This is a genomic window from Sulfurospirillum cavolei (assembly GCF_001548055.1).
In the GTDB taxonomy this organism is placed as follows: domain Bacteria; phylum Campylobacterota; class Campylobacteria; order Campylobacterales; family Sulfurospirillaceae; genus Sulfurospirillum.
Map to the genome: position 1 here is coordinate 409140 of NZ_AP014724.1, position 23129 is coordinate 432268.

The 23129-nt window shown below is 42.6% G+C and carries 36 protein-coding genes and 1 pseudogene; 32 read left to right on the forward strand and 5 right to left on the reverse strand.

The window, feature by feature from the left end:
* Positions 1 to 69 precede the first annotated feature (69 nt).
* From UCH003_RS02135 to aroC, 4 genes are read left to right on the forward strand one after another with little or no spacing between them, the layout of a single operon-like run.
* Positions 70 to 1116, forward strand: coding sequence for a tetratricopeptide repeat protein (locus UCH003_RS02135; RefSeq protein WP_060825257.1), 1047 nt, complete (start codon positions 70 to 72; stop codon positions 1114 to 1116).
* Positions 1091 to 1540 (forward strand): ribonuclease HI, encoded by a 450-nt coding sequence (gene rnhA, locus UCH003_RS02140; protein ID WP_060825258.1) that lies wholly within the window; start codon positions 1091 to 1093, stop codon positions 1538 to 1540. Before UCH003_RS02135 ends, rnhA begins: the two co-directional genes overlap by 26 nt.
* On the forward strand, positions 1525 to 2208 hold the full coding sequence (gene rnc / locus UCH003_RS02145) for a ribonuclease III (RefSeq protein WP_039673546.1): 684 nt from the start codon (positions 1525 to 1527) through the stop codon (positions 2206 to 2208). The genes rnhA and rnc overlap by 16 nt, the downstream gene beginning before the upstream one ends.
* The gene (gene aroC / locus UCH003_RS02150) at positions 2205 to 3284 is read left to right on the forward strand and encodes a chorismate synthase (RefSeq protein ID WP_060825259.1); all 1080 of its coding nucleotides are present in this window, start codon (positions 2205 to 2207) and stop codon (positions 3282 to 3284) included. Before rnc ends, aroC begins: the two co-directional genes overlap by 4 nt.
* Here the strand turns inward: aroC and UCH003_RS02155 are convergent.
* From UCH003_RS02155 to UCH003_RS02170, 4 genes are all read right to left on the reverse strand, one after another.
* Positions 3275 to 4849, reverse strand: coding sequence for an ATP-binding protein (locus UCH003_RS02155; RefSeq protein ID WP_060825260.1), 1575 nt, complete (start codon positions 4847 to 4849; stop codon positions 3275 to 3277). The two genes, aroC and UCH003_RS02155, sit on opposite strands and share 10 nt — an antisense overlap.
* A 61-nt stretch (positions 4850 to 4910) precedes the next feature.
* Positions 4911 to 7181: a ferrous iron transport protein B gene (feoB, locus tag UCH003_RS02160; RefSeq protein ID WP_060825261.1), complete on the reverse strand. Its 2271-nt coding sequence runs from the start codon at positions 7179 to 7181 to the stop codon at positions 4911 to 4913.
* The gene (locus UCH003_RS02165; RefSeq protein WP_039673540.1) at positions 7178 to 7408 is read right to left on the reverse strand and encodes a FeoA family protein; all 231 of its coding nucleotides are present in this window, start codon (positions 7406 to 7408) and stop codon (positions 7178 to 7180) included. The genes feoB and UCH003_RS02165 overlap by 4 nt, the downstream gene beginning before the upstream one ends.
* 127 nt (positions 7409 to 7535) lie before the next feature.
* Positions 7536 to 8084, reverse strand: a complete 549-nt coding sequence (locus UCH003_RS02170) for a ribonuclease HII (protein ID WP_041962393.1) — start codon at positions 8082 to 8084, stop codon at positions 7536 to 7538.
* 90 nt (positions 8085 to 8174) lie between these two features.
* Between UCH003_RS02170 and UCH003_RS02175 the strand changes: the two genes are divergently transcribed.
* A complete protein-coding gene (locus tag UCH003_RS02175) occupies positions 8175 to 9425 on the forward strand; it encodes an ATP-binding SpoIIE family protein phosphatase (protein WP_060825262.1) in 1251 nt (416 codons plus the stop codon).
* On the opposite strand, the gene UCH003_RS02180 is transcribed toward UCH003_RS02175, so the two are convergent.
* Positions 9411 to 10490, reverse strand: a complete 1080-nt coding sequence (locus UCH003_RS02180) for an ATP-binding protein (protein ID WP_060825263.1) — start codon at positions 10488 to 10490, stop codon at positions 9411 to 9413. The genes UCH003_RS02175 and UCH003_RS02180 overlap by 15 nt on opposite strands.
* A 171-nt stretch (positions 10491 to 10661) precedes the next feature.
* On the opposite strand from UCH003_RS02180, the gene rpsJ reads away from it, so the two are divergent.
* The 27 genes and pseudogenes from rpsJ (at position 10662) to rpsD (ending at position 23126) form a co-directional block, all read left to right on the forward strand.
* Complete coding sequence (gene rpsJ / locus UCH003_RS02185) at positions 10662 to 10973, forward strand: 30S ribosomal protein S10 (RefSeq protein WP_012857732.1); 312 nt, start codon at positions 10662 to 10664, stop codon at positions 10971 to 10973.
* A gap of 9 nt (positions 10974 to 10982) precedes the next feature.
* Positions 10983 to 11561, forward strand: coding sequence for a 50S ribosomal protein L3 (rplC, locus tag UCH003_RS02190; protein ID WP_039673532.1), 579 nt, complete (start codon positions 10983 to 10985; stop codon positions 11559 to 11561).
* Complete coding sequence (rplD, locus tag UCH003_RS02195; protein ID WP_060825264.1) at positions 11558 to 12172, forward strand: 50S ribosomal protein L4; 615 nt, start codon at positions 11558 to 11560, stop codon at positions 12170 to 12172. The genes rplC and rplD overlap by 4 nt, the downstream gene beginning before the upstream one ends.
* A 2-nt stretch (positions 12173 to 12174) precedes the next feature.
* On the forward strand, positions 12175 to 12456 hold the full coding sequence (locus UCH003_RS02200) for a 50S ribosomal protein L23 (RefSeq protein WP_039673528.1): 282 nt from the start codon (positions 12175 to 12177) through the stop codon (positions 12454 to 12456).
* A gap of 2 nt (positions 12457 to 12458) precedes the next feature.
* On the forward strand, positions 12459 to 13289 hold the full coding sequence (gene rplB / locus UCH003_RS02205) for a 50S ribosomal protein L2 (RefSeq protein WP_060825265.1): 831 nt from the start codon (positions 12459 to 12461) through the stop codon (positions 13287 to 13289).
* Entirely contained in the window at positions 13290 to 13571 is a 282-nt protein-coding gene (gene rpsS, locus UCH003_RS02210; RefSeq protein ID WP_039673524.1) for a 30S ribosomal protein S19, read from the forward strand.
* A gap of 8 nt (positions 13572 to 13579) precedes the next feature.
* Positions 13580 to 13909 (forward strand): annotated as a pseudogene (rplV, locus tag UCH003_RS02215) (50S ribosomal protein L22); the annotation flags it as partial.
* Between the two features lie 4 nt (positions 13910 to 13913).
* Positions 13914 to 14627 carry a 30S ribosomal protein S3 gene (gene rpsC, locus UCH003_RS02220; protein ID WP_060825267.1) on the forward strand — a complete coding sequence of 238 codons (714 nt, stop codon included), beginning with the start codon at positions 13914 to 13916 and terminating at the stop codon, positions 14625 to 14627.
* Entirely contained in the window at positions 14627 to 15052 is a 426-nt protein-coding gene (gene rplP / locus UCH003_RS02225) for a 50S ribosomal protein L16 (RefSeq protein WP_039673518.1), read from the forward strand. The genes rpsC and rplP overlap by 1 nt, the downstream gene beginning before the upstream one ends.
* Positions 15039 to 15227, forward strand: a complete 189-nt coding sequence (gene rpmC, locus UCH003_RS02230; RefSeq protein WP_039673516.1) for a 50S ribosomal protein L29 — start codon at positions 15039 to 15041, stop codon at positions 15225 to 15227. Before rplP ends, rpmC begins: the two co-directional genes overlap by 14 nt.
* Before the next feature lie 9 nt (positions 15228 to 15236).
* Positions 15237 to 15488 carry a 30S ribosomal protein S17 gene (gene rpsQ / locus UCH003_RS02235; RefSeq protein WP_012857722.1) on the forward strand — a complete coding sequence of 84 codons (252 nt, stop codon included), beginning with the start codon at positions 15237 to 15239 and terminating at the stop codon, positions 15486 to 15488.
* Complete coding sequence (rplN, locus tag UCH003_RS02240) at positions 15488 to 15856, forward strand: 50S ribosomal protein L14 (RefSeq protein ID WP_012857721.1); 369 nt, start codon at positions 15488 to 15490, stop codon at positions 15854 to 15856. Before rpsQ ends, rplN begins: the two co-directional genes overlap by 1 nt.
* Positions 15856 to 16092 carry a 50S ribosomal protein L24 gene (rplX, locus tag UCH003_RS02245; protein WP_039673513.1) on the forward strand — a complete coding sequence of 79 codons (237 nt, stop codon included), beginning with the start codon at positions 15856 to 15858 and terminating at the stop codon, positions 16090 to 16092. Before rplN ends, rplX begins: the two co-directional genes overlap by 1 nt.
* Positions 16092 to 16640: a 50S ribosomal protein L5 gene (gene rplE, locus UCH003_RS02250; RefSeq protein ID WP_039673511.1), complete on the forward strand. Its 549-nt coding sequence runs from the start codon at positions 16092 to 16094 to the stop codon at positions 16638 to 16640. The genes rplX and rplE overlap by 1 nt, the downstream gene beginning before the upstream one ends.
* Position 16641: 1 nt before the next feature.
* Entirely contained in the window at positions 16642 to 16827 is a 186-nt protein-coding gene (locus UCH003_RS02255) for a type Z 30S ribosomal protein S14 (RefSeq protein WP_012857718.1), read from the forward strand.
* A gap of 12 nt (positions 16828 to 16839) precedes the next feature.
* Positions 16840 to 17235, forward strand: coding sequence for a 30S ribosomal protein S8 (gene rpsH, locus UCH003_RS02260; RefSeq protein ID WP_039673509.1), 396 nt, complete (start codon positions 16840 to 16842; stop codon positions 17233 to 17235).
* A gap of 74 nt (positions 17236 to 17309) precedes the next feature.
* Positions 17310 to 17846 carry a 50S ribosomal protein L6 gene (rplF, locus tag UCH003_RS02265; RefSeq protein WP_039673507.1) on the forward strand — a complete coding sequence of 179 codons (537 nt, stop codon included), beginning with the start codon at positions 17310 to 17312 and terminating at the stop codon, positions 17844 to 17846.
* Between the two features lie 10 nt (positions 17847 to 17856).
* Positions 17857 to 18213 carry a 50S ribosomal protein L18 gene (rplR, locus tag UCH003_RS02270; protein WP_039673505.1) on the forward strand — a complete coding sequence of 119 codons (357 nt, stop codon included), beginning with the start codon at positions 17857 to 17859 and terminating at the stop codon, positions 18211 to 18213.
* A gap of 25 nt (positions 18214 to 18238) precedes the next feature.
* Positions 18239 to 18682 carry a 30S ribosomal protein S5 gene (gene rpsE / locus UCH003_RS02275; protein ID WP_012857714.1) on the forward strand — a complete coding sequence of 148 codons (444 nt, stop codon included), beginning with the start codon at positions 18239 to 18241 and terminating at the stop codon, positions 18680 to 18682.
* A 20-nt stretch (positions 18683 to 18702) separates the two neighbouring features.
* Positions 18703 to 19107, forward strand: coding sequence for a 50S ribosomal protein L15 (gene rplO / locus UCH003_RS02280; protein ID WP_060825268.1), 405 nt, complete (start codon positions 18703 to 18705; stop codon positions 19105 to 19107).
* Entirely contained in the window at positions 19104 to 20366 is a 1263-nt protein-coding gene (secY, locus tag UCH003_RS02285; protein WP_039673501.1) for a preprotein translocase subunit SecY, read from the forward strand. Before rplO ends, secY begins: the two co-directional genes overlap by 4 nt.
* 4 nt (positions 20367 to 20370) lie before the next feature.
* A complete protein-coding gene (map, locus tag UCH003_RS02290; protein WP_060825269.1) occupies positions 20371 to 21129 on the forward strand; it encodes a type I methionyl aminopeptidase in 759 nt (252 codons plus the stop codon).
* 18 nt (positions 21130 to 21147) lie between these two features.
* Positions 21148 to 21366, forward strand: a complete 219-nt coding sequence (infA, locus tag UCH003_RS02295) for a translation initiation factor IF-1 (RefSeq protein WP_012857710.1) — start codon at positions 21148 to 21150, stop codon at positions 21364 to 21366.
* A gap of 162 nt (positions 21367 to 21528) precedes the next feature.
* Positions 21529 to 21642: a 50S ribosomal protein L36 gene (gene rpmJ, locus UCH003_RS02300; protein WP_060825270.1), complete on the forward strand. Its 114-nt coding sequence runs from the start codon at positions 21529 to 21531 to the stop codon at positions 21640 to 21642.
* Between the two features lie 2 nt (positions 21643 to 21644).
* The gene (gene rpsM, locus UCH003_RS02305) at positions 21645 to 22013 is read left to right on the forward strand and encodes a 30S ribosomal protein S13 (RefSeq protein ID WP_012857708.1); all 369 of its coding nucleotides are present in this window, start codon (positions 21645 to 21647) and stop codon (positions 22011 to 22013) included.
* Positions 22014 to 22034: 21 nt separating this feature from the next.
* Positions 22035 to 22427: a 30S ribosomal protein S11 gene (gene rpsK, locus UCH003_RS02310; RefSeq protein ID WP_039673494.1), complete on the forward strand. Its 393-nt coding sequence runs from the start codon at positions 22035 to 22037 to the stop codon at positions 22425 to 22427.
* Between the two features lie 72 nt (positions 22428 to 22499).
* A complete protein-coding gene (gene rpsD / locus UCH003_RS02315) occupies positions 22500 to 23126 on the forward strand; it encodes a 30S ribosomal protein S4 (protein WP_039673492.1) in 627 nt (208 codons plus the stop codon).
* Positions 23127 to 23129: the final 3 nt, after the last annotated feature.

Consider the following 23129-nt stretch of genomic DNA (forward strand, 5'->3'; position numbering starts at 1 on the left):
TCTAAAAAGTAGGGATCTCTCATCGCGTATTTTTGTCGGTGTCGGCACCGTACATGTAAAGGGTTGAATTTGGATAATTTTTTTATAGCGTATCGCGATCCGTTATTCGGCGTGATTATTTTGTGTGCGATTGTGTTCGTGATTTCGTTCGCAAACTATTGGTGGGGTGTTTTTAAAAACAAAGAAGAGAAACAAAGCATCGAAAAATTCGTCAAAAAATTTGAGATCGTAACCGACGAAAACGAATACAAAAAGCTCCTTGAAGACGCTTCGATTCCGCTAGAGTCTTTGGCGTTGCTTGCGCATGCGTATTCCAAAGGCGGCGATTACGAAAAAGCGATCAATATCTATTTGGTTACGCTCAAACGCGTTAAAGGCAAAGACGAGAAGCAGTATTTGCTCTCGACGCTCGGGAAAACCTACTTTAAAGCAGGTTTTTTGCGTCGAAGCTCCGAAGTGTTTTTAGAGTCTTTACGCCTGCATCCTCGAAACGAAGAGTCTTTGAAATACCTAAGCGTCGCTTACGAACAATTGCAAGAATACGTTAAAGCCGAAGAAGTTTTGGACTCTTTGGAAGAACTCGGCGCAAACGTCGCGCTTCAACGGACCTATTTGAAAGCACTCGGGCTTTTAAAGGATAAAAACCTCAAAGAAAACGACAAAATCGAACGTGTTTTAGCGTTGTGTGAAAAAGCGCCCTTTTTACGCCGTAAACTTTTTGAGCACATGCAAGAAAACGGTATCGCTATCGAAAAGCGTTTTTTTGAGACGCTTCCTTTTGAAGAGATGATCGATCTTTTGTGGTACGTCGATCCTATGGTGTACGATATTACGACCTCGAGCGAGCCTTTGGTACGCTACGTCGCGATGGCGCGAGGCTTAGTGCCTTATGCTCCCCAAGATGCGGACGTTCCTTTTGCCTTGGACGTCATGATGCGGTTGCGGACGCTTGAATTTACGAAAGCGACCGTCGGGTTTGAGTACGTGTGTCGCGAGTGCAAACAAATTTTCCCGATCCATTTTTACCGATGTCCTCAATGCCATAGCGTTCATACCGCATCGATTCAATCCAAATTGATTCAAACAGAGAATGAAGAAAATATCTCTTTTCTGTGACGGCTCTTCTTTGGGAAATCCGGGAGCAGGCGGTTATTGTGCAATTTTGCGGTACGGCGATAAGGAGAAGATCATCAGCGGAGGACAAGCCTGCGCCACGAACAACCAAATGGAACTTCTTGCCGTCATTGAAGGGCTTGCGGCACTCAAAGAGCCGTGCGACGTGACGTTAATCAGCGATTCGAGTTACGTGATTCGCGGTATTAACGAGTGGTTGGACGGTTGGCGGCGTAAAGCGTTTGTTAAAGTCAAAAATCCCGAGTTATGGCAACGGTATCTCAGCGTCGCTAAGCCCCATCGCGTGCAGGGTATTTGGGTCAAAGGTCATGCGGGGCATCTTGAAAACGAAACGTGCGATAAAATCGCCAAAGAAGAAGCTCTTAAAATTCAGTCTACGGAGTCGACACTATGCAAAAAAGATTAGAAGCGTTACAAAAGCGTTTGGGTTATCAGTTTAAGGATCAAAACCTGATAATCGAGGCACTGACGCATAAAAGTTCCAAACAACCCTACAATAACGAACGTTTGGAATTTTTAGGCGATGCGGTGTTGGATTTGATCGTCGGAGAGTATCTTTTCTTCGAATTTAAAGAGGTTGCCGAGGGCGAGCTCTCCAAACTTCGTGCTTCGTTGGTCAACGAAAAAAGTTTTGAAGTTTTGGCGCGCTTGCTTCGTTTGGGCGAATGCATCTTTATCTCCTTAGCCGAGGAAAATAACAACGGAAGGGAAAAACCCTCTTTGCTTTCCAATGCGTTTGAAGCGATTATGGGGGCGTTGTATCTGGAAGCGGGATTGGAATTTACACGACGTTTGGCGGTCGAGTTGTTAGAAGAAGCGTATCCGAAAATCGATATGGACGCTATTTTTCACGACCATAAGACGACTTTGCAAGAGTTGACGCAGGCGCATTTCGGGATGACGCCCGAATATCGGCTCGTTCGTTCGTTCGGTCCGGATCACAAAAAAGAGTTTGAAATCGCCGTTAGCGTGCGCGGGCGCGATTTGGCGCTTGCGAGCGGAAAAAGCAAAAAAGAAGCACAACAAAAAGCGGCGATGTTAGCACTTGAAATTTTGAAAAAAGAGACACGATGAGCAGCAATACGTTCGGTAAAAAGTTTTGTTTTACGACATTCGGCGAGTCTCACGGACGCGCGATAGGATGCGTGGTTGATGGCGTACCCTCGGGACTTGAGATCGACGAGGCGTTTCTTCAACGCGAGTTAGATCGACGCCGTCCCGGTCAAAATGCTTTTGCCACCGCACGGAAAGAGGGCGATAAGGTTGAAATTTTAAGCGGCGTCTTTGAAGGGAAAAGTACCGGAACGCCTATTGCGATGGTTATTTTTAACGAAAATCAAAAAAGCGGAGACTACGAAAACGTCAAAAATCTCTTCCGTCCAGGACATGCCGATTTTACCTATTTTTACAAGTACGGTTTGCGCGATTATCGCGGCGGCGGGCGTAGCAGTGCGCGGGAAACGGCGGCGCGTGTTGCGGCGGGTGCAATTGCGAAGTTGATGCTAAACGCCTTACATGTCAAAGTTCAAAGCGGTATTTGCGCGATCGGCGGGATCGAAGCGCATTCATACGATTTTGATCGTGTCAACGCAAGCGAGATTTACGCACTTGACGCGAACGTCGAAGCGGCACAAAAAGAGGCGATTTTAGAAGCCAAAAATGCACACGATTCGATCGGCGGCGTTGCGTTGGTACACGTCTTAGGTATGCCCAAAGGTTTGGGAGAGCCGTTGTACTATAAATTAGACGCTATTTTGTGCGAAGCGATGATGGGTATCAACGGCGTCAAAGGCGTTGAGATCGGAGAAGGCTTTCAGGCTTCAAGGCTCAAAGGCTCCGAAAATAACGACGCTATCGATAGCAACGGGTTTAAAACCAATAAAAGCGGCGGTATTTTAGGCGGCATTAGCAACGGCGATACGTTGACATGTAAGGTCTATTTTAAACCAACGCCTTCCATCTTTGTCGCGCAAGAGACGATCGATACCGAAGGAAAAGAGCTGACATGTAAGCTAAAAGGGCGACACGATCCGTGTATCGCGGTGCGCGGAAGCGTGGTTGCCGAAGCGATGGCGGCTTTGGTCGTCGCCGATATGGTGTTGTTAAATCTCGGTTCGCAAATGGAGCATTTACGCCGTATTTACGGCTGAGTTACATACTCTAAAGGTATGCTGATCGTAAAGCACGTGATAGCTCCTTCGGAGCGCACGTTTAGCCTACCGTGAAAGTAATTTTTGAGAATATTTTGACTCATATAAAGCCCTAGTCCCGTGCCGTTACTCTTTGTTTTTGTCGTAAAATAGGGCTCAAAAATATGTTTTTTGACCTCCTCGTCGATGCCTCCCGCATTATCTTCTACTTCAACGCTAAAGCAGTTTTTCGCGTCAACGGATACACGAATGGCAACGTATTTATGGGTCGCATGATGCGCAAAAGCTTCGTGTGCATTGTTTAAAAGATTTAATAATACGTGAATAAAATCGTTCTTATACAAATACAGCGGCGGTATGTTTTGTATGCTTGTGCGAACTTCGATACCTTCGTTTTCGAACGTTTTCCCGATCAGGGAAAGCGTCATGTCGATGAGCGTCTTGGGATCGTCGATCGGCTCTTTTGCTTTATTGGGCTTGAAATAGTCTTTAAAATCGTCGATCGTACGTGCAAGATCAACGATTTGCATTGAAAGATCGTCGTAATAACGTTTAAATTTTTCCGGTTTAACGACGCCCAACTCGCCGTCTACCTTAATCTGGTTGGCAATGGCGGAAAGAATTGCGAGCGGTTGTTTCCATTGATGGGCAATCATCGTAATCATTTCGCCCATTGCGGCACTGCGCGACTGGATGAAGAGCAGTTGATCCGCCTCTTTCAGGGATGCGATCGCGGCATTTAAACGGTGTTTAAGCCGGAAAAGCAGTAAGGTCAAAAGCAGTACAAGTAGCCCACCAAAGCCGAAAATCCACGGCAACCACGGCGTCGGATTATCGACCGGTTGCGGCGTATCCAGCCATTGTGCTTTGGCTCGGTAATAAGCGGATTGAGGGTCGCTTTTTAACGTTTTTAACCCTTCGTCTAAGCGTTGTTTCCATGAAGCGTTTGCGCCTTTGGTCAATGCAAATTTTAAAACGACGGGGTTGAGTACGACGGTTGTTTTATAGACCGTTGCGGCATGGGGCTCATTGTAAAAATTATTGACGATTGCCGCATCGACTTTTTTTTGTTTGAGCAATTCAAATGCTCTTTTAAAGCTGTCGACCTCGAGAAAAATAGGTTTAATATCGTAGAGGGAACTTTCGTGTTTGAGGGCTTCGGTTTGGATACTGTTTTTTAAAACGGCAACATGTTTACCGTGTAAATCCAAAATAGAGCTCACGGGGGTAGCGGAATGCGTGTAAACGACAGACCAGCTGGAAAGGGCACCTTCGTCGTTGAAGTCAAAACGCGCCTCACGGGTTTTAGAATAGGCGACGTCCGGCATCATATCGATTTCCCCGCTTTCAAGCTTTTGCAAGCACTCTTCCCATTGGCAAGGCACATAGCGCATATCCCAATGAGCCTCTTGTGCAATGGCATCGATCAGATCGACGAAAAAGCCCGCCGGTCGATTTTCGGTATCAAAAAATATTTTAGGGGGATTGTTATAAATGCCGATATTGACGGAGTCGGTTGCGTAAAGCGAATACGAAAGTAAGAATAACGCGATATATTTGCCCATGAGAAAACTCCTCGATGGGCAAATCATAACGTGTTTTTTCTAAGAAGCGATTAAAGCTCTTTTAGGCGAATAAAAGCAAGACGCGGTAGGTAATAAACGCTAAAACCCATGCGGTCGCAAACGTAAAGAGCACCAATAAAACGGTGTGTTTGAGACTCTCCGCTTCTTTGTAGAAAACAGCGGTTGCCGCAAGGCACGGTAAATAGACCATAACGAAAACGATAAACGCCATAGCGGAGGCGAAGCTGATATTTTCTTTGATAATATCGCGTAACGATGCGTCGTCTTCGCTCACTTCATCGCCTAGTGCGTATAAAACACCCAAAGTTGAAACGATCACCTCTTTTGCGGCAAGACCGCTGAGGGTTGCAACACCCATTTTCCAGTCAAATCCGAGCGGTGCAAAAAACGGTTCTACCGCTTTTCCCGCCATACCGAGATAGGTTTGCTCCATGATTTTTTCATGTTTTTCGTTTTCCAACGCGGCGATTTGATCCTCAACGCTTGTGCCTTCTTCCGCGCTCTCTTTTGGATCTGCGACAGGGGCTTCTTTGTCGGCTTCGGCGGAAGCGACTTTATCGTCGCTCGGTGCTGTTTCTTGTGCTTGAGCGGTGTCGTCTTTTTGAGCTGTTAAGGCTTCTTTATCCGTTGCTTGCGTTTCTTGCGTCGCTTGAAGGGCTTCTATTTTTGCGCCGTATTCTTCTTCAATGACGTCGTTTTTCGGATAAGAGCTGATAAACCAAATTAACATCGAAGCGAGTAAAATAAACGTTCCCGCTTTTTTAAGGTAAAGAACCGATTTGGAGTAAACCATAAACCAAAGCAGTTTAAGGCTCGGAAGACGGTATTTGGGCATTTCCATAACAAACGGTTCGTCTTCGCCTTTAAAGGCGGTAACGCGTAAAATTTTAGCGGCAATGAGCCCTAAAATCGCTCCGAAAATATAAATGGCAAATAAAACGTTTCCGGCGATGCTTTCGTCGAAAAACGCTCCGGCAAAAAGAACGTAAACGGGAAGTCGCGCGCCGCAACTCATAAATCCGATAATAAACATCGTCAGCAAACGATCTTTTTTATTTTTAAGTGTTCGTGCCGCCATGTAAGCCGGAACGGAACAACCAAAGCCCGTGACGAGCGGAACGAAACTTTTACCGTGTAGACCGAACTTGTGGAAAAAGCCGTCTAATAAAAAAGCGGCTCTTGACATGTAGCCGGTCGTTTCTAAAAGAGCGATGCCTAAAAAGAGAATGATAATGTTCGGTAAGAACATCAAAACGCTGCCTACACCCGCGATAATACCGTCGACAATCAACGATTTGAGTGCTTCGTTGTCGATGGTTTCGCCTAGCGTTTCACCGAGCCAACCAAAACCGCTTTCGATCCAATCCATCGGAAATTGACCTAACGTAAACGTGAGTTGGAACAGTGCCCACATTAAAAAAACAAAGATAGGGAGACCTAAAAATTTATGGATCAAAACGGCATCGATTTTTTGCGTTACGCTTTGCGCTTTGATTTTGGAAACGCTCAAGACTTCGGTGCATAAACCCTTGGCAAACGCCGCGTGCTGGCGGTGAATGACTTCGTCGATCTCGTCGCATTGGCAGTACATGTAAACATGTCCCAAGGCGTTGTTAAGAATGGGTTGAAGTTCGACGTAAAGCGGGTGTTCGTGTACGATGGCGTAGATTTCTCTTTTTTGCCATAACAGTCCGACGGCGATTTGTCGGTAGCTTAGACCTTCGATGGTAAAGTGTTTCTCTTCTAAAAAGCGCGCAATCGTTTGCAGTTGATCTTCGACTTCGCTACCGTAAATCAGTTTGGAAGGTATCAAGGCTTTTTCGTGAACGTCGATAATCGTATCGACCAATGTTTCGATATTGTATTTGGTTTTGGAAGAGACGCGAATACACGGAACGGAAAGAATTTTACTCATGTTCTGGGCATTGATATTGATGCCTTCTTTGACGGCCTCGTCATCCATATTGAGAGCTAAAACGATTTTTTTATTTAACTCCAACAGTTCCGTCGTGAGCATCAAGTTACGCTCAAGATTGGTCGAGTCTAACACGTTGACGATGAGATCGTAGTCGCCTTTTTTTAAAAACTCTTTGGTTACTTTTTCGTCGGCGGAAAAATCTTCAAGCGAATAAAGACCGGGTAAATCGATAAATTCGATCGCATAATCGTCCGTGCGAAGTTTGGCGGTCGCTTTTTCGACCGTAACGCCCGCAAAGTTACCGATTTTAAGGTTGGAACCGCTGATGGCGTTGGCTAAATGGCTTTTTCCGACGTTAGGCTGACCGACGAGGGCAATGGTGATTTTTTTCATGAAGCAAGCTCCACTTCGACTGTTTTGGCTTCGTCTAAACGTAAAGCGACCGAACTAAAACCCAGTGCGATTTTGATCGTGTTTTTTTGTAAACTCGTCTCGACGACTTGAACTTCTTGTCCGGCACTAAGACCGAGCGACTGTAAGCGTTTTTTTAAACTATGTTGTGCGTGGATAGTTTTAATGAATGCTTTTTGATTTTTATCGATCTGCGATAGATCAACCATTACGTTCTCCTTCATTTCTAAAGTAATGATCAATGCTTTTGGGTTAAGTCATTGATAATAGTTATTGAAATAATAGAGTAATAAAGCTTTCGTATACTTTAATTTTAATAGTTGCTATCAAATTGTTTTAAAAAAGCGTCGGTTGAGAAAGCTGTTTGAGTTTGAAGCTTTTGCGATGAATGTCGCAATACCCGTATTGACGAATACGATCGACATGTAAAGCCGTACCGTAGCCTTTGTGCTTTTCAAAAGCGTATTCGGGATAAAGCGGTGCTAGTTCGTACATGTAACGATCGCGCGAGACTTTGGCAAGGATACTGGCGGCACTGACTTCGGGAACGAGCGCGTCGGCTTTGACCATCGTTGAGATGCCCTCCACGCCGAACGTACAATTGCCGTCCATAAGAATGTCGTGCGTGCTAAAGTGAGCTTTGATGGTTTCGATCGCGTGGCGTAAACAAAAACTGAGTCCTCGGGTATCGATCATAGCGTGATCGCAAAAGACGATTTTGGATTCGCTTTTTTCCAAAAGGGTTTCAAAAAGAGCTTCACGGTGCTTTTCGCTTAACAGTTTGGAGTCGTTGAGTCCTGCAACGGGTTCTTTGAGTACCGCGCCCGCCACGACAAGAGGTCCCGCCAAACATCCGCGACCCGCTTCGTCAATTCCGCATAACATATCATCTCCTTATCCAAGCTAAGGAAGTTTAATATAGATTTGCTAAAATTCACGAGATACCTTGCAAAGGTATACCGACAAGGAGAGCGTATGCTACATGTCAAAGAAGATTTGGACAAAGCGTTTAATAAAGAACTTTTCGTGATTAAAAACGATCTGTATTACCAACAAATCGACCTTCACAAAAACGGAAAAAAAGAGCTTTTGCGCGTCGATATTTCGTATAAACCGCACAGCACGCTTAGCGGTGATACCTACTCTTTGCGAAAAACGAAAGACGGGCGCTTGGTCGGGTTTATCGCCGATGCGATGGGCAAGGGCATCACGGCGGCTTTGACGGCGATGGCTACGACGCGCTTTTTGAACTACTTTTTTGACGAGATGGAAGAAGACTCTGCGTTTCATCTGGAAATCTGGACGAAAAAATTATTAAAATTTATACAAACCAATCTTTTTGACGAAGAGATTATTTCGGTGTTACTTATGGAGTACGACGTCCACACTTCGACGCTCAAGTATGCTTCATGCGGCATGCCTCCTTTTTTTATGATGGAAGAGAATCAAGCGTGTCAATCGATTCGAAGCAATAACCCGCCCTTAAGCATTTTTACCGAATCGATTCGTATCGGAACGCTTTCAACGCATGCTATCGTTAAAATGCTCTGTTACAGCGACGGATTGAGCGAAAGTCTTTTAAATGACGAAAAAGCGTACGCTTCGTGCGTCAAGCAAGATTTTATCGAAGCCTTTTGCGTAAAAGAGTTTCACGACAAGGTCAATACGCGCATCGGTAAAGGCGACGACGATTTAACCTATATCTTTATTCAACGACTCGAAGTCCCCAAAGCGTTTAAGACCTTACGCATCGAGAGCACGTACGAAGCGATCGACCAAGCGTTAATGGTTGTGGCGGATGATCTCAAAAGGGCCGCCATCGATCCTAAAACGTCCAGTCAAATCTTACTTACCTGTTCGGAGCTTTTACTCAATGCACTGGAACACGGAAGTTTCGGTGTCGATAAAATGCGAAAAAATTATTTGATAGAGCACAATTTATTCGACGACGAGATGCAACGTCTTGAAGCTTTGCACCGCCGCAAAAAAATTAAAATCGTTTACGGACTCTTCCTCAACGGCAATCGCGAACTTTTTGAAGCAACGATTAGCGATCAAGGTGAGGGATTTGACACGATGGTGCTCAAAAACATCGTCATCAATCCTCATAAACTCAACGGACGCGGTTTTGTGATTATTCGAAAGCTTTTAGACCATTTTTATTTTAACAAAAAAGGAAACGCGATTACGATTCAAAAATTTATCACGCCTTCACGAGAGTTGTAGTGCCCATTCCCAAAACGGGATGATCGAAAAGCTCAGCCCTTCGATGTCTTGAGCACTTTCGCTGCTGAGCGTTACCACTTCGACGCGTTTAACATGTAAAGCCCAAAAGAAGGGTAAAAGTTTTTGAAGCCTTGCTTCAATGGCTTGCGTTGTGGAAAATCCCGCACACAAAATCGCCAAAGATTCTTCGGGCAGATAAAATTCGATACCTTCTTCGTAATAAATGATTTTATCGCGTTTGATCAGTTCTAAAAAGACCATATTTTCAAAGCGTTTCAAAAAATCCTTTTTAAAACTCAGTGCGTCTTTGAAGGTAAAATCGATCAAATAAACCTTTTTGTTAGCATTAGGTTGGCGGTACTTTTCCACTAAAAAAAGTAGCCTTTGATCTATGAGGCGCATTGCGAGCGCATAGAGTTTATCCTTGGAAATCTTCGTCATACTTTTGAGGTAGTTGTAGATTTGAAACAGCGAAACTTTTGAGCCTTGGAGTTCGCAAAAGCGTTTGTAGATTACATACTCTAAAGGATCTCTCAAAACGATATGCAACATCTCTTGCGTCAGTTTGGCATGTTCGCTTTCACTTTGTTGAATCAAATACGGGAAAGTGCCCTGATCGGTAAAGAGGTTGAAAAGATGCTCGACATTAGAGTGTTTCTTGTCAAATGCCAAAAATTCTTCAAAATCCAGCGGATAAAGCGTGAGCGTCTCAAAACCTTGAAGAGGCTTACATGTAGAAGTAAAAGTCGAAATAATCATCTCTTCGACGCGCGGCAATTCAAATGAAAAATCAAAATTTTCCACAATCAACAACCGGATAGGATGACGGCGGATAAAATCGTTTAAATGTTCGATAATTTCGTTTTTATCGATGCGTTCGTCTGCCCAATCGAGATACAAATACTCTTTGAGTTCGTAATGGCTTAAATGATCGAGAATTAAAGAGGTTTTCCCGCTTTTTCGAGGTCCGTCTAATAAAACTTTTTTAGACTGAATCGAAATTTTACGATCAATAAACAAAGGATTTTTAAGAGGGATTTCGTATAAAAATTGTAAAGATTCCATGGTTGACTCCTTGACGAATATCATATAGTTTTCCTTTTTAAAAGGAAATAAAATAGACTTACTTCTATCAAAAAGCCCTATATTTCTTGACTTTTGCTATCTATTATAGTAAAATCACAGTCCTTTAATTAGGTCATCATCACGATGACAAGTTCTTTACAGGGGTCCTGAATGGAAAAAATTAGACTTAAACTCAAGGCGTACGACCATAGAGTTTTAGACAGATCTGTTGCAGCTATCGTCGAAGCTGTTAAACGAACTGGAGCCGAGATCGTCGGACCAATTCCTATGCCTACAAAAATCAAGCGCTATACGGTGCTTCGATCACCGCACGTAAACAAAACTTCTAGAGAGCAATTCGAAATGAGAATTCATGCACGTATGATTGACATCGTGTCTGCAACCACAGATACCGTTGATTCACTCATGAAGCTTGATCTTGCGCCTGAAGTCAATGTTGAAGTAAGAGCAATGGGTAAATAAGGGGTAATGATGGAATATATTATTGAAAAAATCGGCATGAGCCGAACAATTGCAGTACCAAGCGTTCCTGTCACGTTACTCAGAGTATTGGATGCCAAAGTATGTTCGGTCGATGAGAACAAACGTGCTTTAGTTTCATATGTTAGTGGCAAAAAAATGAACAAAGCCATTGCGGGTCAGCAAAAAAAGTATAACCTTTCTGCTGAATATAACCGCTTTGTAACGCTTGACGTTGCAAACCAAGAAGCCGGTGATTTGGATACGGCACCTTTGGGCGAAGCAAAAACGCTTAAAGTGTCTTTGAAAACAAAAGGTAGAGGTTTTGCGGGTGTCATCAAACGTCACAATTTTCAAGGTGGTCCAGGTGCACACGGTAGCCGTTTTCACAGAGCTCCCGGTTCAATCGGTAACCGCGAATGGCCCGGTCGCGTTCAACGCGGTAAAAAAATGCCCGGACACTACGGTAACACCCAAGTGACGGTCAAAAACGAGATTGTTTCTTTTGACGCTCAAAATGGTATTTTAGCCGTTAAAGGTTCCGTTCCCGGTGCCAATGGATCATTAGGTAAAGCAAGGATTGTTAAATGAGTAGCGCAATCGTATTAAACGAAAAATTTGAAAATGCCGGCACGATGGCTCTTCCGGAGGCATACGGCGACATTCACTCACATAACTTATATTTGTATGTCAAATCATACCAAGCGGCGCTTCGCTCAAATACGGCAAACACAAAAACCAAAGGCGAAGTAAGCGGCGGCGGTAAAAAACCTTGGGCACAAAAAGGTCGAGGCGGCGCGCGTGCGGGTAGTAGAAGAAGCCCCGTATGGGTAGGCGGCGGTGCGGCATTCGGTCCCAAAGCCAATAAAAATTACGATCAAAAAGTAAACAAAAAACAAAAAAAACTAGCACTTGAATACGCTTTAAACGAAAAAGCGGCGAACAATGCGTTATTTGTTGTCGATTCGATTCGCGTAGAATCCGGTAAAACCAAAGAAGCGGCGCAAATCATTAAAACGCTTGGAACCAGAGATGCGTTGATCGTAAAAGAGTTGGTTGACGAAAAAACATTGTTAGCGTTTCGAAACATTCAAAACTGCTACCTTGTAGAAGCAAACGAACTCAATGCGTATTTAGCAACGGCATTTTATGCGGTTGTTATCGAAAAATCAGTGCTTGAAACAATCACGAAAGAGGGCTAAGAATGGCTGATATTACTGATATTAAAGCAATCCTTTATACTGAAAAGAGCTTGAGCCTTCAAGAGAATGGCACGGTCGTCATCCAAACATCTGTAAGAATGACGAAAAACGGACTTAAAGAGGTTTTGAAAAATTACTTCGGTTTTACGCCGCTTAAAATCAATTCTCTTCGCGTTATGGGTAAAGTGAAAAAGTTTAAAGGCATTGAAGGCAAACGTAATGATTTTAAAAAGTTTTATGTTCAGTTGCCAGAGGGCGCTAAACTAGAGAATGTGGAGGCGTAATCATGGCAATAAAATCATTTAAACCTTACACTCCGAGTCGTAGATTTTTAACAAGTCTTGATTCCGGTGATATTACCGCAAAAGCAAGCGTTCCTTCACTTCTTGTGAAAATCGCAGCAACTGCGGGTAGAAATAACAATGGTAGAATCACATCTCGCCATAAAGAAGCGGGAGCAAAAAAACTCTACAGAATTATCGATTTTAAACGTACAAAATTTAACATCGAAGGTACTGTTGCCGCAATCGAATACGATCCGAACAGAAACTGTAGAATTGCGCTTATCAATTACGCTGACGGTGAAAAACGTTATATTCTTCAACCATCAGGCTTACAAATCGGCGATAAAATTCAAGCGGCTGAGTCCGGTCTTGATATTAAACCGGGTAACGCAATGAAACTCAAAAGCATTCCTGTCGGTACGATTTTGCATAACATCGAACTTAAACCCGGCAAAGGCGGACAAATGGCACGAAGTGCCGGCGGTTACGCTCAACTTATGGGTAAAGAGACTCAATACGTTATGGTCAGACTTCCAAGCGGTGAAATGAGACAAGTTTTGGCTGAATGTATGGCTACAATCGGCGTCGTCGGAAATGAAGATTGGGCAAACGTCGTTATCGGTAAAGCGGGTCGTAACCGACATCGCGGTATTCGTCCTCAAACACGTGGTTCTGCAATGAACCCAGTGGATCACCCGCACGGTGGTGGTGAGGGTAAAACCAATTCGGGACGTCATCCTGTAACGCCATGGGGACAACCGACCAAAGGTAGAAAAACTCGTAAGAAAAAAGCGAGCGACAAACTGATTATTTCTAGAAGAAAAGGAAAATAGATGGCTAGATCGCTAAAAAAAGGTCCTTTTGTTGACGCTCATTTGTTGAAAAAAACACTCGAAGCAAAAGAGACAAAATCCAGTAAGCCGATTAAGACATGGTCTCGTAGAAGTACTATTATTCCTGATATGATCGGTTTAACGTTTAATGTTCACAACGGTAGAAACTTTGTTCCCGTATACGTCACGGAAAACCACATCGGTTATAAAATGGGCGAATTTGCTCCAACGCGTACGTTTAAGGGTCACAAAGGCTCTGTTCAGAAAAAAATCGGTAAGTAGGTAAGAAGATGAGTAAAGCAGTATTAAAATTTATCCGTTTATCACCTACAAAAGCAAGACTCATTGCCCGCGAAGTTCAAGGAATGAATGCCGAATTTGCTATGGCAAGCTTAGAGTTCATGCCAAATAAAGGTGCGAAAATTATCTCTAAAGTGATCGCTTCTGCCGTTGCTAACGGTGGATTTGAACCGAATGAAGTCGTTGTCGCTTCTTGCCGCGTTGACGCAGGTCCGGTACTTAAACGTTTTATGCCAAGAGCTAGAGGCAGCGCAGGCGGTATTCGTAAACCAACTTCTCATATTATGGTTGAAGTAGCAAAAGCAGCAAAGAAGGAAGACTAAGATGGGTCAAAAAGTAAATCCGATTGGTTTAAGACTTGGTATCAATAGAAACTGGGATTCACGCTGGTTTCCGGGTAAACAAACCTTAGCAACAAGTATTGGTGAAGATTATAAAATCCGAACATTTTTGAAAAAAGAGCTTTATTATGCAGGCGTAAGTCAAATTTTGATCGAGAGAACCGCTAAAAAGCTTAGAGTAACGGTCGTTGCCGCACGTCCCGGTATCATTATCGGCAAAAAAGGCTCTGACATCGAAAAATTAAGAGTTAAACTCAGTAAATTAATCGATAAAGACGTCAACGTCAACATTAAAGAAGAGAGACGCCCTCAATCTTCCGCACAACTTTGTGCCGAAAACGTTGCTATGCAACTTGAGCGTCGTGTTGCGTTCCGCCGTGCGATGAAAAAAGTGATCCAAGGTGCCCAAAAATCAGGTGCAAAAGGTATTAAGATTTCCGTTGCAGGACGTCTTGGCGGTGCTGAGATGGCGAGAACGGAATGGTACCTTGAAGGACGCGTTCCTCTTCATACGCTTCGTGCAAAAATTGATTACGGTTTTGCTGAAGCGCATACGACATACGGTGTTATCGGTGTTAAAGTATGGATCTTTAAAGGTGAGGTTCTTGTAAAAGGGCTTGCTCCGGAAAAAGACGAAGCACCTGAAAAAGAAAATACGCGTAAGCCAAGAGCACGTAGAGAGAGAGGTAAAAACTAATGTTAATGCCCAAACGTACGAAATATAAAAAGCAGATGAAAGGCCGCAATCGCGGTGAAGCCGGTAGCGGTGCATCTATCTCTTTCGGCGAAATCGGTTTAAAAGCCGTTGAAGCCGGACGTATCGATTCACGCCAAATTGAGGCGGCGAGGATTGCGTATACACGACATGTAAAACGTCAAGCTAAGACTTGGATTCGCGTATTCCCTGATAAACCTTTAACCGCTAAGCCGCTTGAGACCAGGATGGGTAAAGGTAAGGGTTCGGTAGATAAATGGGTTATGAATATCAAGCCCGGTAGAATTATTTTCGAAATGGCAGGTGTTCCCGAAGAGTTGGCGCGTGAAGCGTTAACCCTTGCAATGCATAAATTGCCTTTCAAAACCAAGATCGTAACTCGAGAGAGCGAAAATGAAGTATATTGATTTAAACGGCAAAAGCACGTCAGAGCTTTTAGAGTTGTTGAAAGAGAAAAAGGTTCTTTTGTTTACGTTAAGACAAAAGCTAAAAACAATGCAACTGACTAATCCGAATGAGATTAAAGAAGTTAGAAGAGATATCGCACGTATTCATACGGCAATTTCTGCTCAAAACAAGTAGGAGTAACTAATGGCTTTAAAACGAGAGATTCAAGGCGTAGTTGTTCAGAAAACGGGTGATAAAACTATCACTGTTTTGGTAGAGAGACGCGTTATGCACCCACGATATCGTAAGTTCGTTAAGCGTTTCAAAAAATACTTAGTCCATGACGAGAGCAACCAAGTAAAAATCGGCGACACGGTAAGCGCAATCGAGTGCAGACCACTTTCCAAAAGAAAGTCTTTTAGACTGAGCGCAATCGTTAAAGTGGGAGTTGAATAATGATACAAAGTTTTACAAGATTAGCCGTAGCTGATAATAGCGGTGCTAAAGAGATTATGTGTATTAAAGTTCTCGGCGGTAGCAAACGTCGTTATGCGACAGTCGGCGACGTCATTATCGCTTCCGTTAAAAAAGCACTCCCTAGCGGTAAAGTGAAAAAAGGACAAGTGGTTAAAGCGGTTATCGTTAGAACCAAAAAAGAGATCCAAAGAGAAAACGGTTCATTGATTCGTTTCGATGAAAATGCCGCCGTCATTCTCGATAATAAAAGAGAGCCAATCGGTACGCGTATTTTTGGACCCGTCGGTCGTGAAGTTCGTTATGCAAACTTTATGAAAATCGTATCTTTGGCACCGGAGGTATTATAATGGCGACGAAGATGAAAATTAAAAAAGGCGATACCGTAAAAGTTATCGCGGGCGACGATAAAGGCAAAGAGGCAAAAGTACTTCAAGTAATGCCTAAAACGTCTCAAGTCGTTGTTGAAGGTTGCAAAGTAGTAAAAAAAGCCATCAAGCCGAGCGAGAGCAATCCAAAAGGCGGTTTCGCGAATGTCGAAAAGCCGATTCATGTCTCTAACGTGGCTAAAGTAGAGGGTAAATAATGAATAGATTGCAAGAAAAATTTAATGCCGAAGTGCAACCGGCATTGGTTAAAGAGTTTAATATTACAAACCCTATGTTGGCTCCTAAAATCGAAAAAATCGTCATCAGCGTCGGTGCGGGTGAAGAAGGCAAAGACAGCAAACTTATGCAAAATATTGCCGATACGATCTCTTTGATTGCAGGACAAAAAGCGGTTATTACCAACGCTAAAAAATCCGTTGCGGGTTTTAAAGTGCGTGCAGGTTATCCCGTCGGTGTTAAAGTAACATTGCGTAAAGATAAAATGTATGCATTTCTTGATAAACTCATTTGTGTTGCCCTCCCAAAAGTAAAAGACTTTAGAGGACTCCCAAGAACGGGTTTTGACGGACGATCAAACTACAATTTCGGTTTAAACGAGCAATTGATGTTTCCGGAAGTCGTGTATGATAATATTATGAAAACTCACGGTATGAATATTACAATCGTAACCACCGCTAATAACGATAAAGAAGCGTTTAGACTTCTTGAACTTATTGGCTTACCGTTCGTAAAAGGTAGTAAATAAGATGGCTAAAAAATCAATGATTGCAAAGGCTGCACGAAAGCCTAAGTTTCAAGTAAGAGCATACACGCGTTGCCAAATTTGCGGACGCCCACACTCGGTTTACAGAGATTTCGGTATTTGCAGAATTTGTTTACGTAAAATGGCGAATGAAGGTCTGATTCCCGGCCTCAAAAAAGCAAGCTGGTAAGGAAAAAAGAGCATGATTAATGATCTCGTAGCAGATTCTTTAACAAGAATCAGAAATGCGTCAATGAGAAGACTTGACGTAACAAAATTAATGCATTCTAAGCTTGTGGAAGCAATTTTAGTGATTTTCCAAAACAAAGGTTACATCGAAAGTTTTAACGTTGTTGAAGAAGGTCCTAAAAAATTCATTAATGTCGTATTAAAGTATGACGCAAGAGGCAATCAAGTTATCAATGAAGTGAAAAAAATCTCTAAACCGGGTCGCCGCGTTTATAAGGGTTCCGATGAGATCAAACGCTTTAAAAACGGTTACGGTACGATTGTCGTTAGTACGTCAAAAGGTGTTCTGAGTAATGACGACGCGCACAAAGCAGGGCTTGGCGGCGAAGTTATTTGCAGTATTTGGTAATTAGCGCTTCTTTTATGGTATTCGATATCCATATCTAAGATGTAAGCTTATCGTAGACAAGTAAAAGGAAGAAAATGTCACGTATCGGTAAAAAACCTGTTAAGATACCAGCCGGTCTCGAAGTATCGGTGAGCGGTGATTTGGTAGAGTTTAAAAAAGGAAGTGTCCAAAAAGTATTGGATACAAAAGGTAATGTTGAGGCTAAGGTCGAAGACGGTGAACTCGTATTCGCTCCAAAAGGTAGCGATAGACAAAGCAGTGCGTTTTGGGGAACTTATCGCGCACTCGGTCAAAATATCGTTACCGGCTTAACCGAAGGCTTTAAAAAACAACTAGAGATTAACGGCGTTGGTTACAGAGCTGCCGTTAGCGGTAACGTCCTTGAACTTCAACTCGGTTTTTCGCATCCGATTAACTATGAGTTTCCAAAAGACGTTCAAATCGTCGTTGAAAAAAACGTTATTACGGTTCAAGGTAACGACAAGCAAGTCGTGGGTCAGATTGCTGCCGAGATTAGAAGTTTTAGAGCTCCAGAGCCTTACAAAGGCAAAGGTGTTAAATATTCTGATGAAACTATTATCCGTAAAGCCGGAAAAACTTCTAAGAAGTAAAGGGTAGGGAATGAAAGCAAATATTTTAAAACGTAAACTTGCATTACGCGTTAAACGCAAAAGAAGAATTAGAGCCGATATTTCCGGTACGGAATTAAGACCTAGAATTTCCGTATTTAAATCGAATCGATATATCTACGCACAAGCCATTGACGATCTTAGCGGCGTAACGCTTGCAAGCGTTGACGGTAAAAAATTAGGATTTAATTCAAGTAAAGCCGGTGCGGCAGAAGTAGCAAAAGCGTTTGCCGAAACACTTAAGGCTAAGAACTTGACGCAAGTGGTTTATGACAGAAACGGTTATTTGTATCACGGCGTCATTGCTGCTTTTGCAGATAGTCTTCGTGAAAACGGCATAGTGCTGTAAAGATCAAAAAGAGGAAAACGATTCAATGGAAAAATATAACAGAGAAGAGTTTGAAGAAGTCATCGTTAACATCGGCCGCGTAACAAAAGTTGTTAAAGGCGGTAGACGTTTTAGATTTACAGCACTGGTCGTTGTTGGAAATAAGAAAGGTCTTGTTGGCTTTGGTTTTGGAAAAGCAAAAGAGGTTCCCGATGCAATTCGTAAAGCGGTTGACGATGCGTTTAAAAACATCGTTAAAGTGAACATTAAAGGTTCTACGATCGCTCATGACGTTGAAGTAAAATTTAATGCAAGTCGTATTATTCTTAAACCGGCAAGCGACGGTACCGGCGTAATCGCCGGTGGTGCAACGCGTCCGGTTGTTGAACTTGCAGGTATTAAAGATATCTTGACTAAGTCACTCGGTTCAAATAATGCTTCTAACGTGGTAAGAGCAACGATTAAAGCTCTTAGCATGATTAAAAGCTAAACGGCACAAAAGGACGAAACATGGCATTAGATAATCTTACACCCGCAGAAAATTCTACCAAAGAGATCAAACGCGTAGGTCGCGGTCAAGGTAGCGGTATGGGTAAAACGGCTAGCCGCGGTGCTAACGGTCAAAAATCTCGTACGGGTTATAAGCAAAAAAGAGGTTTTGAGGGCGGACAACAACCGCTTCAAAGAAGATTGCCGAAAGTCGGTTTTACTTCTAAAATCGAAAAACCTTACGTTATCAATATCGACAAAATTAAAGCCGTCGCTGATCTAAGCGAAATCACGGTTGATGCGATTCGTACCGTTCATAAAATGGCAAGTACCGTCGTTAAAGTTAAATTAATCGGTGCAGGTGCAAAAGAGCTTGCAGCTAAGATTAAAGATGAAAACGTCGTTTTTACCGGAATGAGTAAATGAGCCAAGAACTTACTAAGAAGATTTTAGTAACGCTTGGTTTTATTTTTGCATACAGGATACTGGCATACGTGCCGGTTCCTGGCGTAAATCTTGATGTTATTAAAGAGTTCTTCGATTCTAACAGCTCTAACGCTCTTGGAATGTTTAATATGTTTAGCGGCAATGCTGCTCAACGCCTTAGCATTATTTCTCTTGGAATTATGCCTTATATTACTGCTTCGATTATTATGGAACTTCTCGCAGCTACCTTCCCCGCACTTGGAAAAATGAAAAAAGAACGCGACGGTATGGTAAAATACATGCAAATTATTCGTTATGCAACGATCGGTATTACGATCATTCAAGCAATCGGCGTATCGGTTGGTTTGGGTGGCTTAACGGGACGCGCAGGCGAAAGTGCTATTATGATCGATATGACGGTTTTTACGGCGATTGCAGCGGCTAGTATGTTAACCGGCACAATGCTTTTAATGTGGATCGGTGAACAAATCACGCAACGCGGTATCGGTAACGGTATTAGCTTGATTATTTTTGCGGGTATCGTATCGGGTATTCCTCATGCTATCGGCGGCACGATTAACCTTGTGAATACGGGTGAACTCAACTTCCTCGTCGTTATAGGCATTTTAGCGGTTATTCTTGCAACGGTAGGCTCCATTATTTACGTTGAAATGGGCGAACGTCGTATACCGATTTCATATTCACGTAAAGTGGTACTTCAAAATCAGCATAAACGTATTATGAATTATGTACCGATTAAAATGAATTTGAGCGGTGTTATTCCTCCAATTTTTGCCAGTGCGATTTTGATGTTTCCTTCAACGATCATGCAAGCAAGTACTAATCCGATCGTTCAAGCCATTCACGATTTTTTAAATCCGAATAGCTATGTTTTTAATATCCTGACGTTCTTATTCGTGATTTTCTTTGCTTATTTTTATGCATCGATTGTTTTTAATGCAAAAGATATCTCCGAAAATTTGAAAAAACAAGGCGGATTTATTCCCGGCGTTAGACCCGGTGAAAGTACGGCTCTTTTCTTAAACGAAGTGGCCGGACGATTGACGCTTTGGGGTTCTATTTATTTAGGACTGATTTCGACTCTTCCATGGGTTCTTGTAAAATTTATGGGCGTTCCTTTCTATTTCGGTGGAACGGCTGTCTTAATTGTCGTGCAAGTGGCACTGGATACGATGCGAAAAATTGAGGCACAAATGTACATGAATAAATATGAAACATTGAGTGCCGTCGGACTTTAATGCAATGGCTATTACGATAAAAAAACCGCAAGAGATCGCAAAACTTTCGGTGGCAAATCAAATCGTTGCAAAAACGTTAGAGTATCTTTCTACACAGATTCACCCCGGACTTAGTTTGAAAGAATTAAACGCTATGGGTGAATCTTTTATTCACTCTCACGGAGCACGACCTGCGTTTAAAGGTCTTTACGGTTTCCCCGCCGGGGTGTGTACTTCCGTCAACGAAGTGATTATTCACGGTATTCCCACGGATTATAAATTGCAAGAAGGCGATATTATCGGTTTGGATATCGGAACGGAAATTGACGGATGGTACGGTGACTCTGCCGTAACGTTAGGTGTCGGTACCATTTCAAAAACAGACGAAGCTTTGATTGCATGTGCCAAAGACGCGCTTTATTTCGCGATCGATATTATTGAACCGGAAATGCGCTTTAAAGAACTGAGTTATGCAATAGAGCAATTTATTCTCCAAAAAGGGTTTGTACCTTTGCGAGGGTTTTGCGGTCATGGAATAGGTCGAAAGCCGCATGAAGAACCGGAGCTACCTAATTATTTGGAAGGAATCAACCCTAAAAGCGGACCGAAGATCAAAAACGGGATGGTGTTTTGCATAGAACCGATGATTTGCCATAAAGACGGTACGCCAAAAATCTTAGCGGATAAATGGTCGGTTGTTTCAAAAGACGGGTTGAGAGGTAGTCATTACGAGCATACCGTAGCGATAATAGACGGTAGAGCCGAAATTTTATCAAAAGCGTAAATTCATTAGGGAGGTAAAATGGCAAAAGACGATGTGATAGAGATTGACGGTAAGGTAATAGAAGCTTTACCCAATGCTACGTTTAAAGTTGAAGTACAAAATAGCCATGTGATTTTATGTCACATTGCCGGTAAAATGAGAATGCATTATATTAAGATAATGCCGGGAGATACCGTTAAAGTAGAGTTAACACCGTATAGTTTGGATAAAGGGCGTATAACCTATAGGTATAAGTAAATTATTAGCTTAAATTCTGTATAATTTACCCCTTTTGTAAAGCTGTGTGAAGAATAATCGAAAAAAGACCACTGTTTTTTCGATTGTTGGTTTGATATTACTCGTCAAACCTGTGACAGTTTAACTCAAAATTCCAGTGGAAAAAAAAGTTCAGGAGTCACAATGAAAGTACGACCTTCTGTAAAGAAGATGTGTGATAAATGCAAAGTGATTAAACGAAAAGGTATCGTTCGAATCATTTGCGATAATCCAAAACATAAACAAAGACAAGGATAAGCATGGCAAGGATTGCAGGTGTAGACCTTCCAATGAAAAAGAGAGTAGAGTACGGTTTAACGTATATCTACGGTATCGGTTTAACAAGTTCTAGAGCGATTTTAACCGCAACCGGAATTTCATTCGATAAGAGAGTTCATGAGTTAAGCGAAGACGACGTTGCCGCTATTCGTAAAGAGATCCAAGCCGGATTCCAAGTAGAGGGTGATCTTCGTAAAAAAGTAGCGATGGATATTAAAGCTTTGATGGATATGGGAAGCTACAGAGGTCTTAGACATAGAAAAGGCTTACCGGTTCGCGGTCAAAAAACGAAGACGAATGCACGTACCCGCAAAGGTAAAAAACGCACCGTCGGCGCTAAAGCTAAATAACGAAGTCTCAAAGGGAAACAGATGGCAAAAAGAAAAGTAGTACGTAAAAAAGTTGTTAAAAAGAATATTGCGAAAGGGATTATTTTTATCTCAGCAACCTTTAATAACACTGTCGTAACTGTCACCGATGAGATGGGAAATGTCATTGCTTGGAGTAGTGCCGGTAGTTTAGGCTTTAAAGGAAGTAAAAAATCAACTCCTTATGCCGCGCAACAAGCCGTAGAAGATGCACTCACTAAAGCAAAAGAACATGGTCTCAAAGAAATCGGTATTAAAGTTCAAGGCCCGGGCAGCGGTCGTGAAACGGCCGTCAAAAGTGCCGGTACAACAGAGGGTATCAAAGTGTCTTTCTTGAAAGATATTACGCCTCTCCCGCACAACGGTTGTAGACCTCCAAAAAGAAGAAGAGTCTAATTTCTTTTCGGAGATATTGGCTAGAGATAAAACAAAATAATTTTTTCGTTTACGCAATAATTAGGAGAAAAAATGGCAAGATATAGAGGACCGGTCGAAAAGCTTGAGAGAAGACTTGGTGTTAGCTTGGCCCTTAAAGGTGAGCGCAGACTTGCTGGTAAGAGCGCACTAGACAAGCGACCGTATGCCCCGGGTCAACACGGACAAAGAAGAGCAAAAATTAGTGAATACGGGCTTCAATTACGAGAGAAGCAAAAAGCTAAATTTATGTATGGAGTTTCTGAAAAACAATTCAGACGTATATTTGACGAAGCAGCTCGCAAAGAAGGAAACACGGGTATTAACCTTGTACTTTTAATCGAGAGAAGACTTGATAACGTTGTTTACCGTATGGGTTTTGCAACGACGCGAAGATTTGCACGTCAGTTAGTCACGCACGGACATATTTTAGTTAACGGAGCTCGCGTAGATATTCCGTCTTACGTAGTTCGCGCCGGTGATAAAGTAGAAGTATGTGAAAAATCGAAAAATAACCCTCAAGTTAAACGCTCTCTTGAATTGACGCAACAAACCGGTATCGTACCGTGGGTTGACGTTGAGAGAGAAAAAGCGATGGGTATTTTTACACGCATCCCAGAGAGAGACGAAGTAGTAATTCCGGTTGAAGAAAGATTAATCGTTGAGCTTTACTCTAAATAATAA

Excerpts from the sequence above, each read along its gene's own strand:
- rnhA (WP_060825258.1), top strand. The coding sequence starts at position 1,091 with ATGAAGAAAATATCTCTTTTCTGTGACGGCTCTTCTTTGGGAAATCCG.
- rnc (WP_039673546.1), top strand. The coding sequence starts at position 1,525 with ATGCAAAAAAGATTAGAAGCGTTACAAAAGCGTTTGGGTTATCAGTTT.
- aroC (WP_060825259.1), top strand. The coding sequence starts at position 2,205 with ATGAGCAGCAATACGTTCGGTAAAAAGTTTTGTTTTACGACATTCGGC.
- UCH003_RS02155 (WP_060825260.1), bottom strand. The coding sequence starts at position 4,849 with ATGGGCAAATATATCGCGTTATTCTTACTTTCGTATTCGCTTTACGCA.
- feoB (WP_060825261.1), bottom strand. The coding sequence starts at position 7,181 with ATGAAAAAAATCACCATTGCCCTCGTCGGTCAGCCTAACGTCGGAAAA.
- UCH003_RS02165 (WP_039673540.1), bottom strand. The coding sequence starts at position 7,408 with ATGGTTGATCTATCGCAGATCGATAAAAATCAAAAAGCATTCATTAAA.
- UCH003_RS02170 (WP_041962393.1), bottom strand. The coding sequence starts at position 8,084 with ATGTTATGCGGAATTGACGAAGCGGGTCGCGGATGTTTGGCGGGACCT.
- UCH003_RS02175 (WP_060825262.1), top strand. The coding sequence starts at position 8,175 with ATGCTACATGTCAAAGAAGATTTGGACAAAGCGTTTAATAAAGAACTT.
- UCH003_RS02180 (WP_060825263.1), bottom strand. The coding sequence starts at position 10,490 with ATGGAATCTTTACAATTTTTATACGAAATCCCTCTTAAAAATCCTTTG.
- rpsJ (WP_012857732.1), top strand. The coding sequence starts at position 10,662 with ATGGAAAAAATTAGACTTAAACTCAAGGCGTACGACCATAGAGTTTTA.
- rplC (WP_039673532.1), top strand. The coding sequence starts at position 10,983 with ATGGAATATATTATTGAAAAAATCGGCATGAGCCGAACAATTGCAGTA.
- rplD (WP_060825264.1), top strand. The coding sequence starts at position 11,558 with ATGAGTAGCGCAATCGTATTAAACGAAAAATTTGAAAATGCCGGCACG.
- UCH003_RS02200 (WP_039673528.1), top strand. The coding sequence starts at position 12,175 with ATGGCTGATATTACTGATATTAAAGCAATCCTTTATACTGAAAAGAGC.
- rplB (WP_060825265.1), top strand. The coding sequence starts at position 12,459 with ATGGCAATAAAATCATTTAAACCTTACACTCCGAGTCGTAGATTTTTA.
- rpsS (WP_039673524.1), top strand. The coding sequence starts at position 13,290 with ATGGCTAGATCGCTAAAAAAAGGTCCTTTTGTTGACGCTCATTTGTTG.
- rpsC (WP_060825267.1), top strand. The coding sequence starts at position 13,914 with ATGGGTCAAAAAGTAAATCCGATTGGTTTAAGACTTGGTATCAATAGA.
- rplP (WP_039673518.1), top strand. The coding sequence starts at position 14,627 with ATGTTAATGCCCAAACGTACGAAATATAAAAAGCAGATGAAAGGCCGC.
- rpmC (WP_039673516.1), top strand. The coding sequence starts at position 15,039 with ATGAAGTATATTGATTTAAACGGCAAAAGCACGTCAGAGCTTTTAGAG.
- rpsQ (WP_012857722.1), top strand. The coding sequence starts at position 15,237 with ATGGCTTTAAAACGAGAGATTCAAGGCGTAGTTGTTCAGAAAACGGGT.
- rplN (WP_012857721.1), top strand. The coding sequence starts at position 15,488 with ATGATACAAAGTTTTACAAGATTAGCCGTAGCTGATAATAGCGGTGCT.
- rplX (WP_039673513.1), top strand. The coding sequence starts at position 15,856 with ATGGCGACGAAGATGAAAATTAAAAAAGGCGATACCGTAAAAGTTATC.
- rplE (WP_039673511.1), top strand. The coding sequence starts at position 16,092 with ATGAATAGATTGCAAGAAAAATTTAATGCCGAAGTGCAACCGGCATTG.
- UCH003_RS02255 (WP_012857718.1), top strand. The coding sequence starts at position 16,642 with ATGGCTAAAAAATCAATGATTGCAAAGGCTGCACGAAAGCCTAAGTTT.
- rpsH (WP_039673509.1), top strand. The coding sequence starts at position 16,840 with ATGATTAATGATCTCGTAGCAGATTCTTTAACAAGAATCAGAAATGCG.
- rplF (WP_039673507.1), top strand. The coding sequence starts at position 17,310 with ATGTCACGTATCGGTAAAAAACCTGTTAAGATACCAGCCGGTCTCGAA.
- rplR (WP_039673505.1), top strand. The coding sequence starts at position 17,857 with ATGAAAGCAAATATTTTAAAACGTAAACTTGCATTACGCGTTAAACGC.
- rpsE (WP_012857714.1), top strand. The coding sequence starts at position 18,239 with ATGGAAAAATATAACAGAGAAGAGTTTGAAGAAGTCATCGTTAACATC.
- rplO (WP_060825268.1), top strand. The coding sequence starts at position 18,703 with ATGGCATTAGATAATCTTACACCCGCAGAAAATTCTACCAAAGAGATC.
- secY (WP_039673501.1), top strand. The coding sequence starts at position 19,104 with ATGAGCCAAGAACTTACTAAGAAGATTTTAGTAACGCTTGGTTTTATT.
- map (WP_060825269.1), top strand. The coding sequence starts at position 20,371 with ATGGCTATTACGATAAAAAAACCGCAAGAGATCGCAAAACTTTCGGTG.
- infA (WP_012857710.1), top strand. The coding sequence starts at position 21,148 with ATGGCAAAAGACGATGTGATAGAGATTGACGGTAAGGTAATAGAAGCT.
- rpmJ (WP_060825270.1), top strand. The coding sequence starts at position 21,529 with ATGAAAGTACGACCTTCTGTAAAGAAGATGTGTGATAAATGCAAAGTG.
- rpsM (WP_012857708.1), top strand. The coding sequence starts at position 21,645 with ATGGCAAGGATTGCAGGTGTAGACCTTCCAATGAAAAAGAGAGTAGAG.
- rpsK (WP_039673494.1), top strand. The coding sequence starts at position 22,035 with ATGGCAAAAAGAAAAGTAGTACGTAAAAAAGTTGTTAAAAAGAATATT.
- rpsD (WP_039673492.1), top strand. The coding sequence starts at position 22,500 with ATGGCAAGATATAGAGGACCGGTCGAAAAGCTTGAGAGAAGACTTGGT.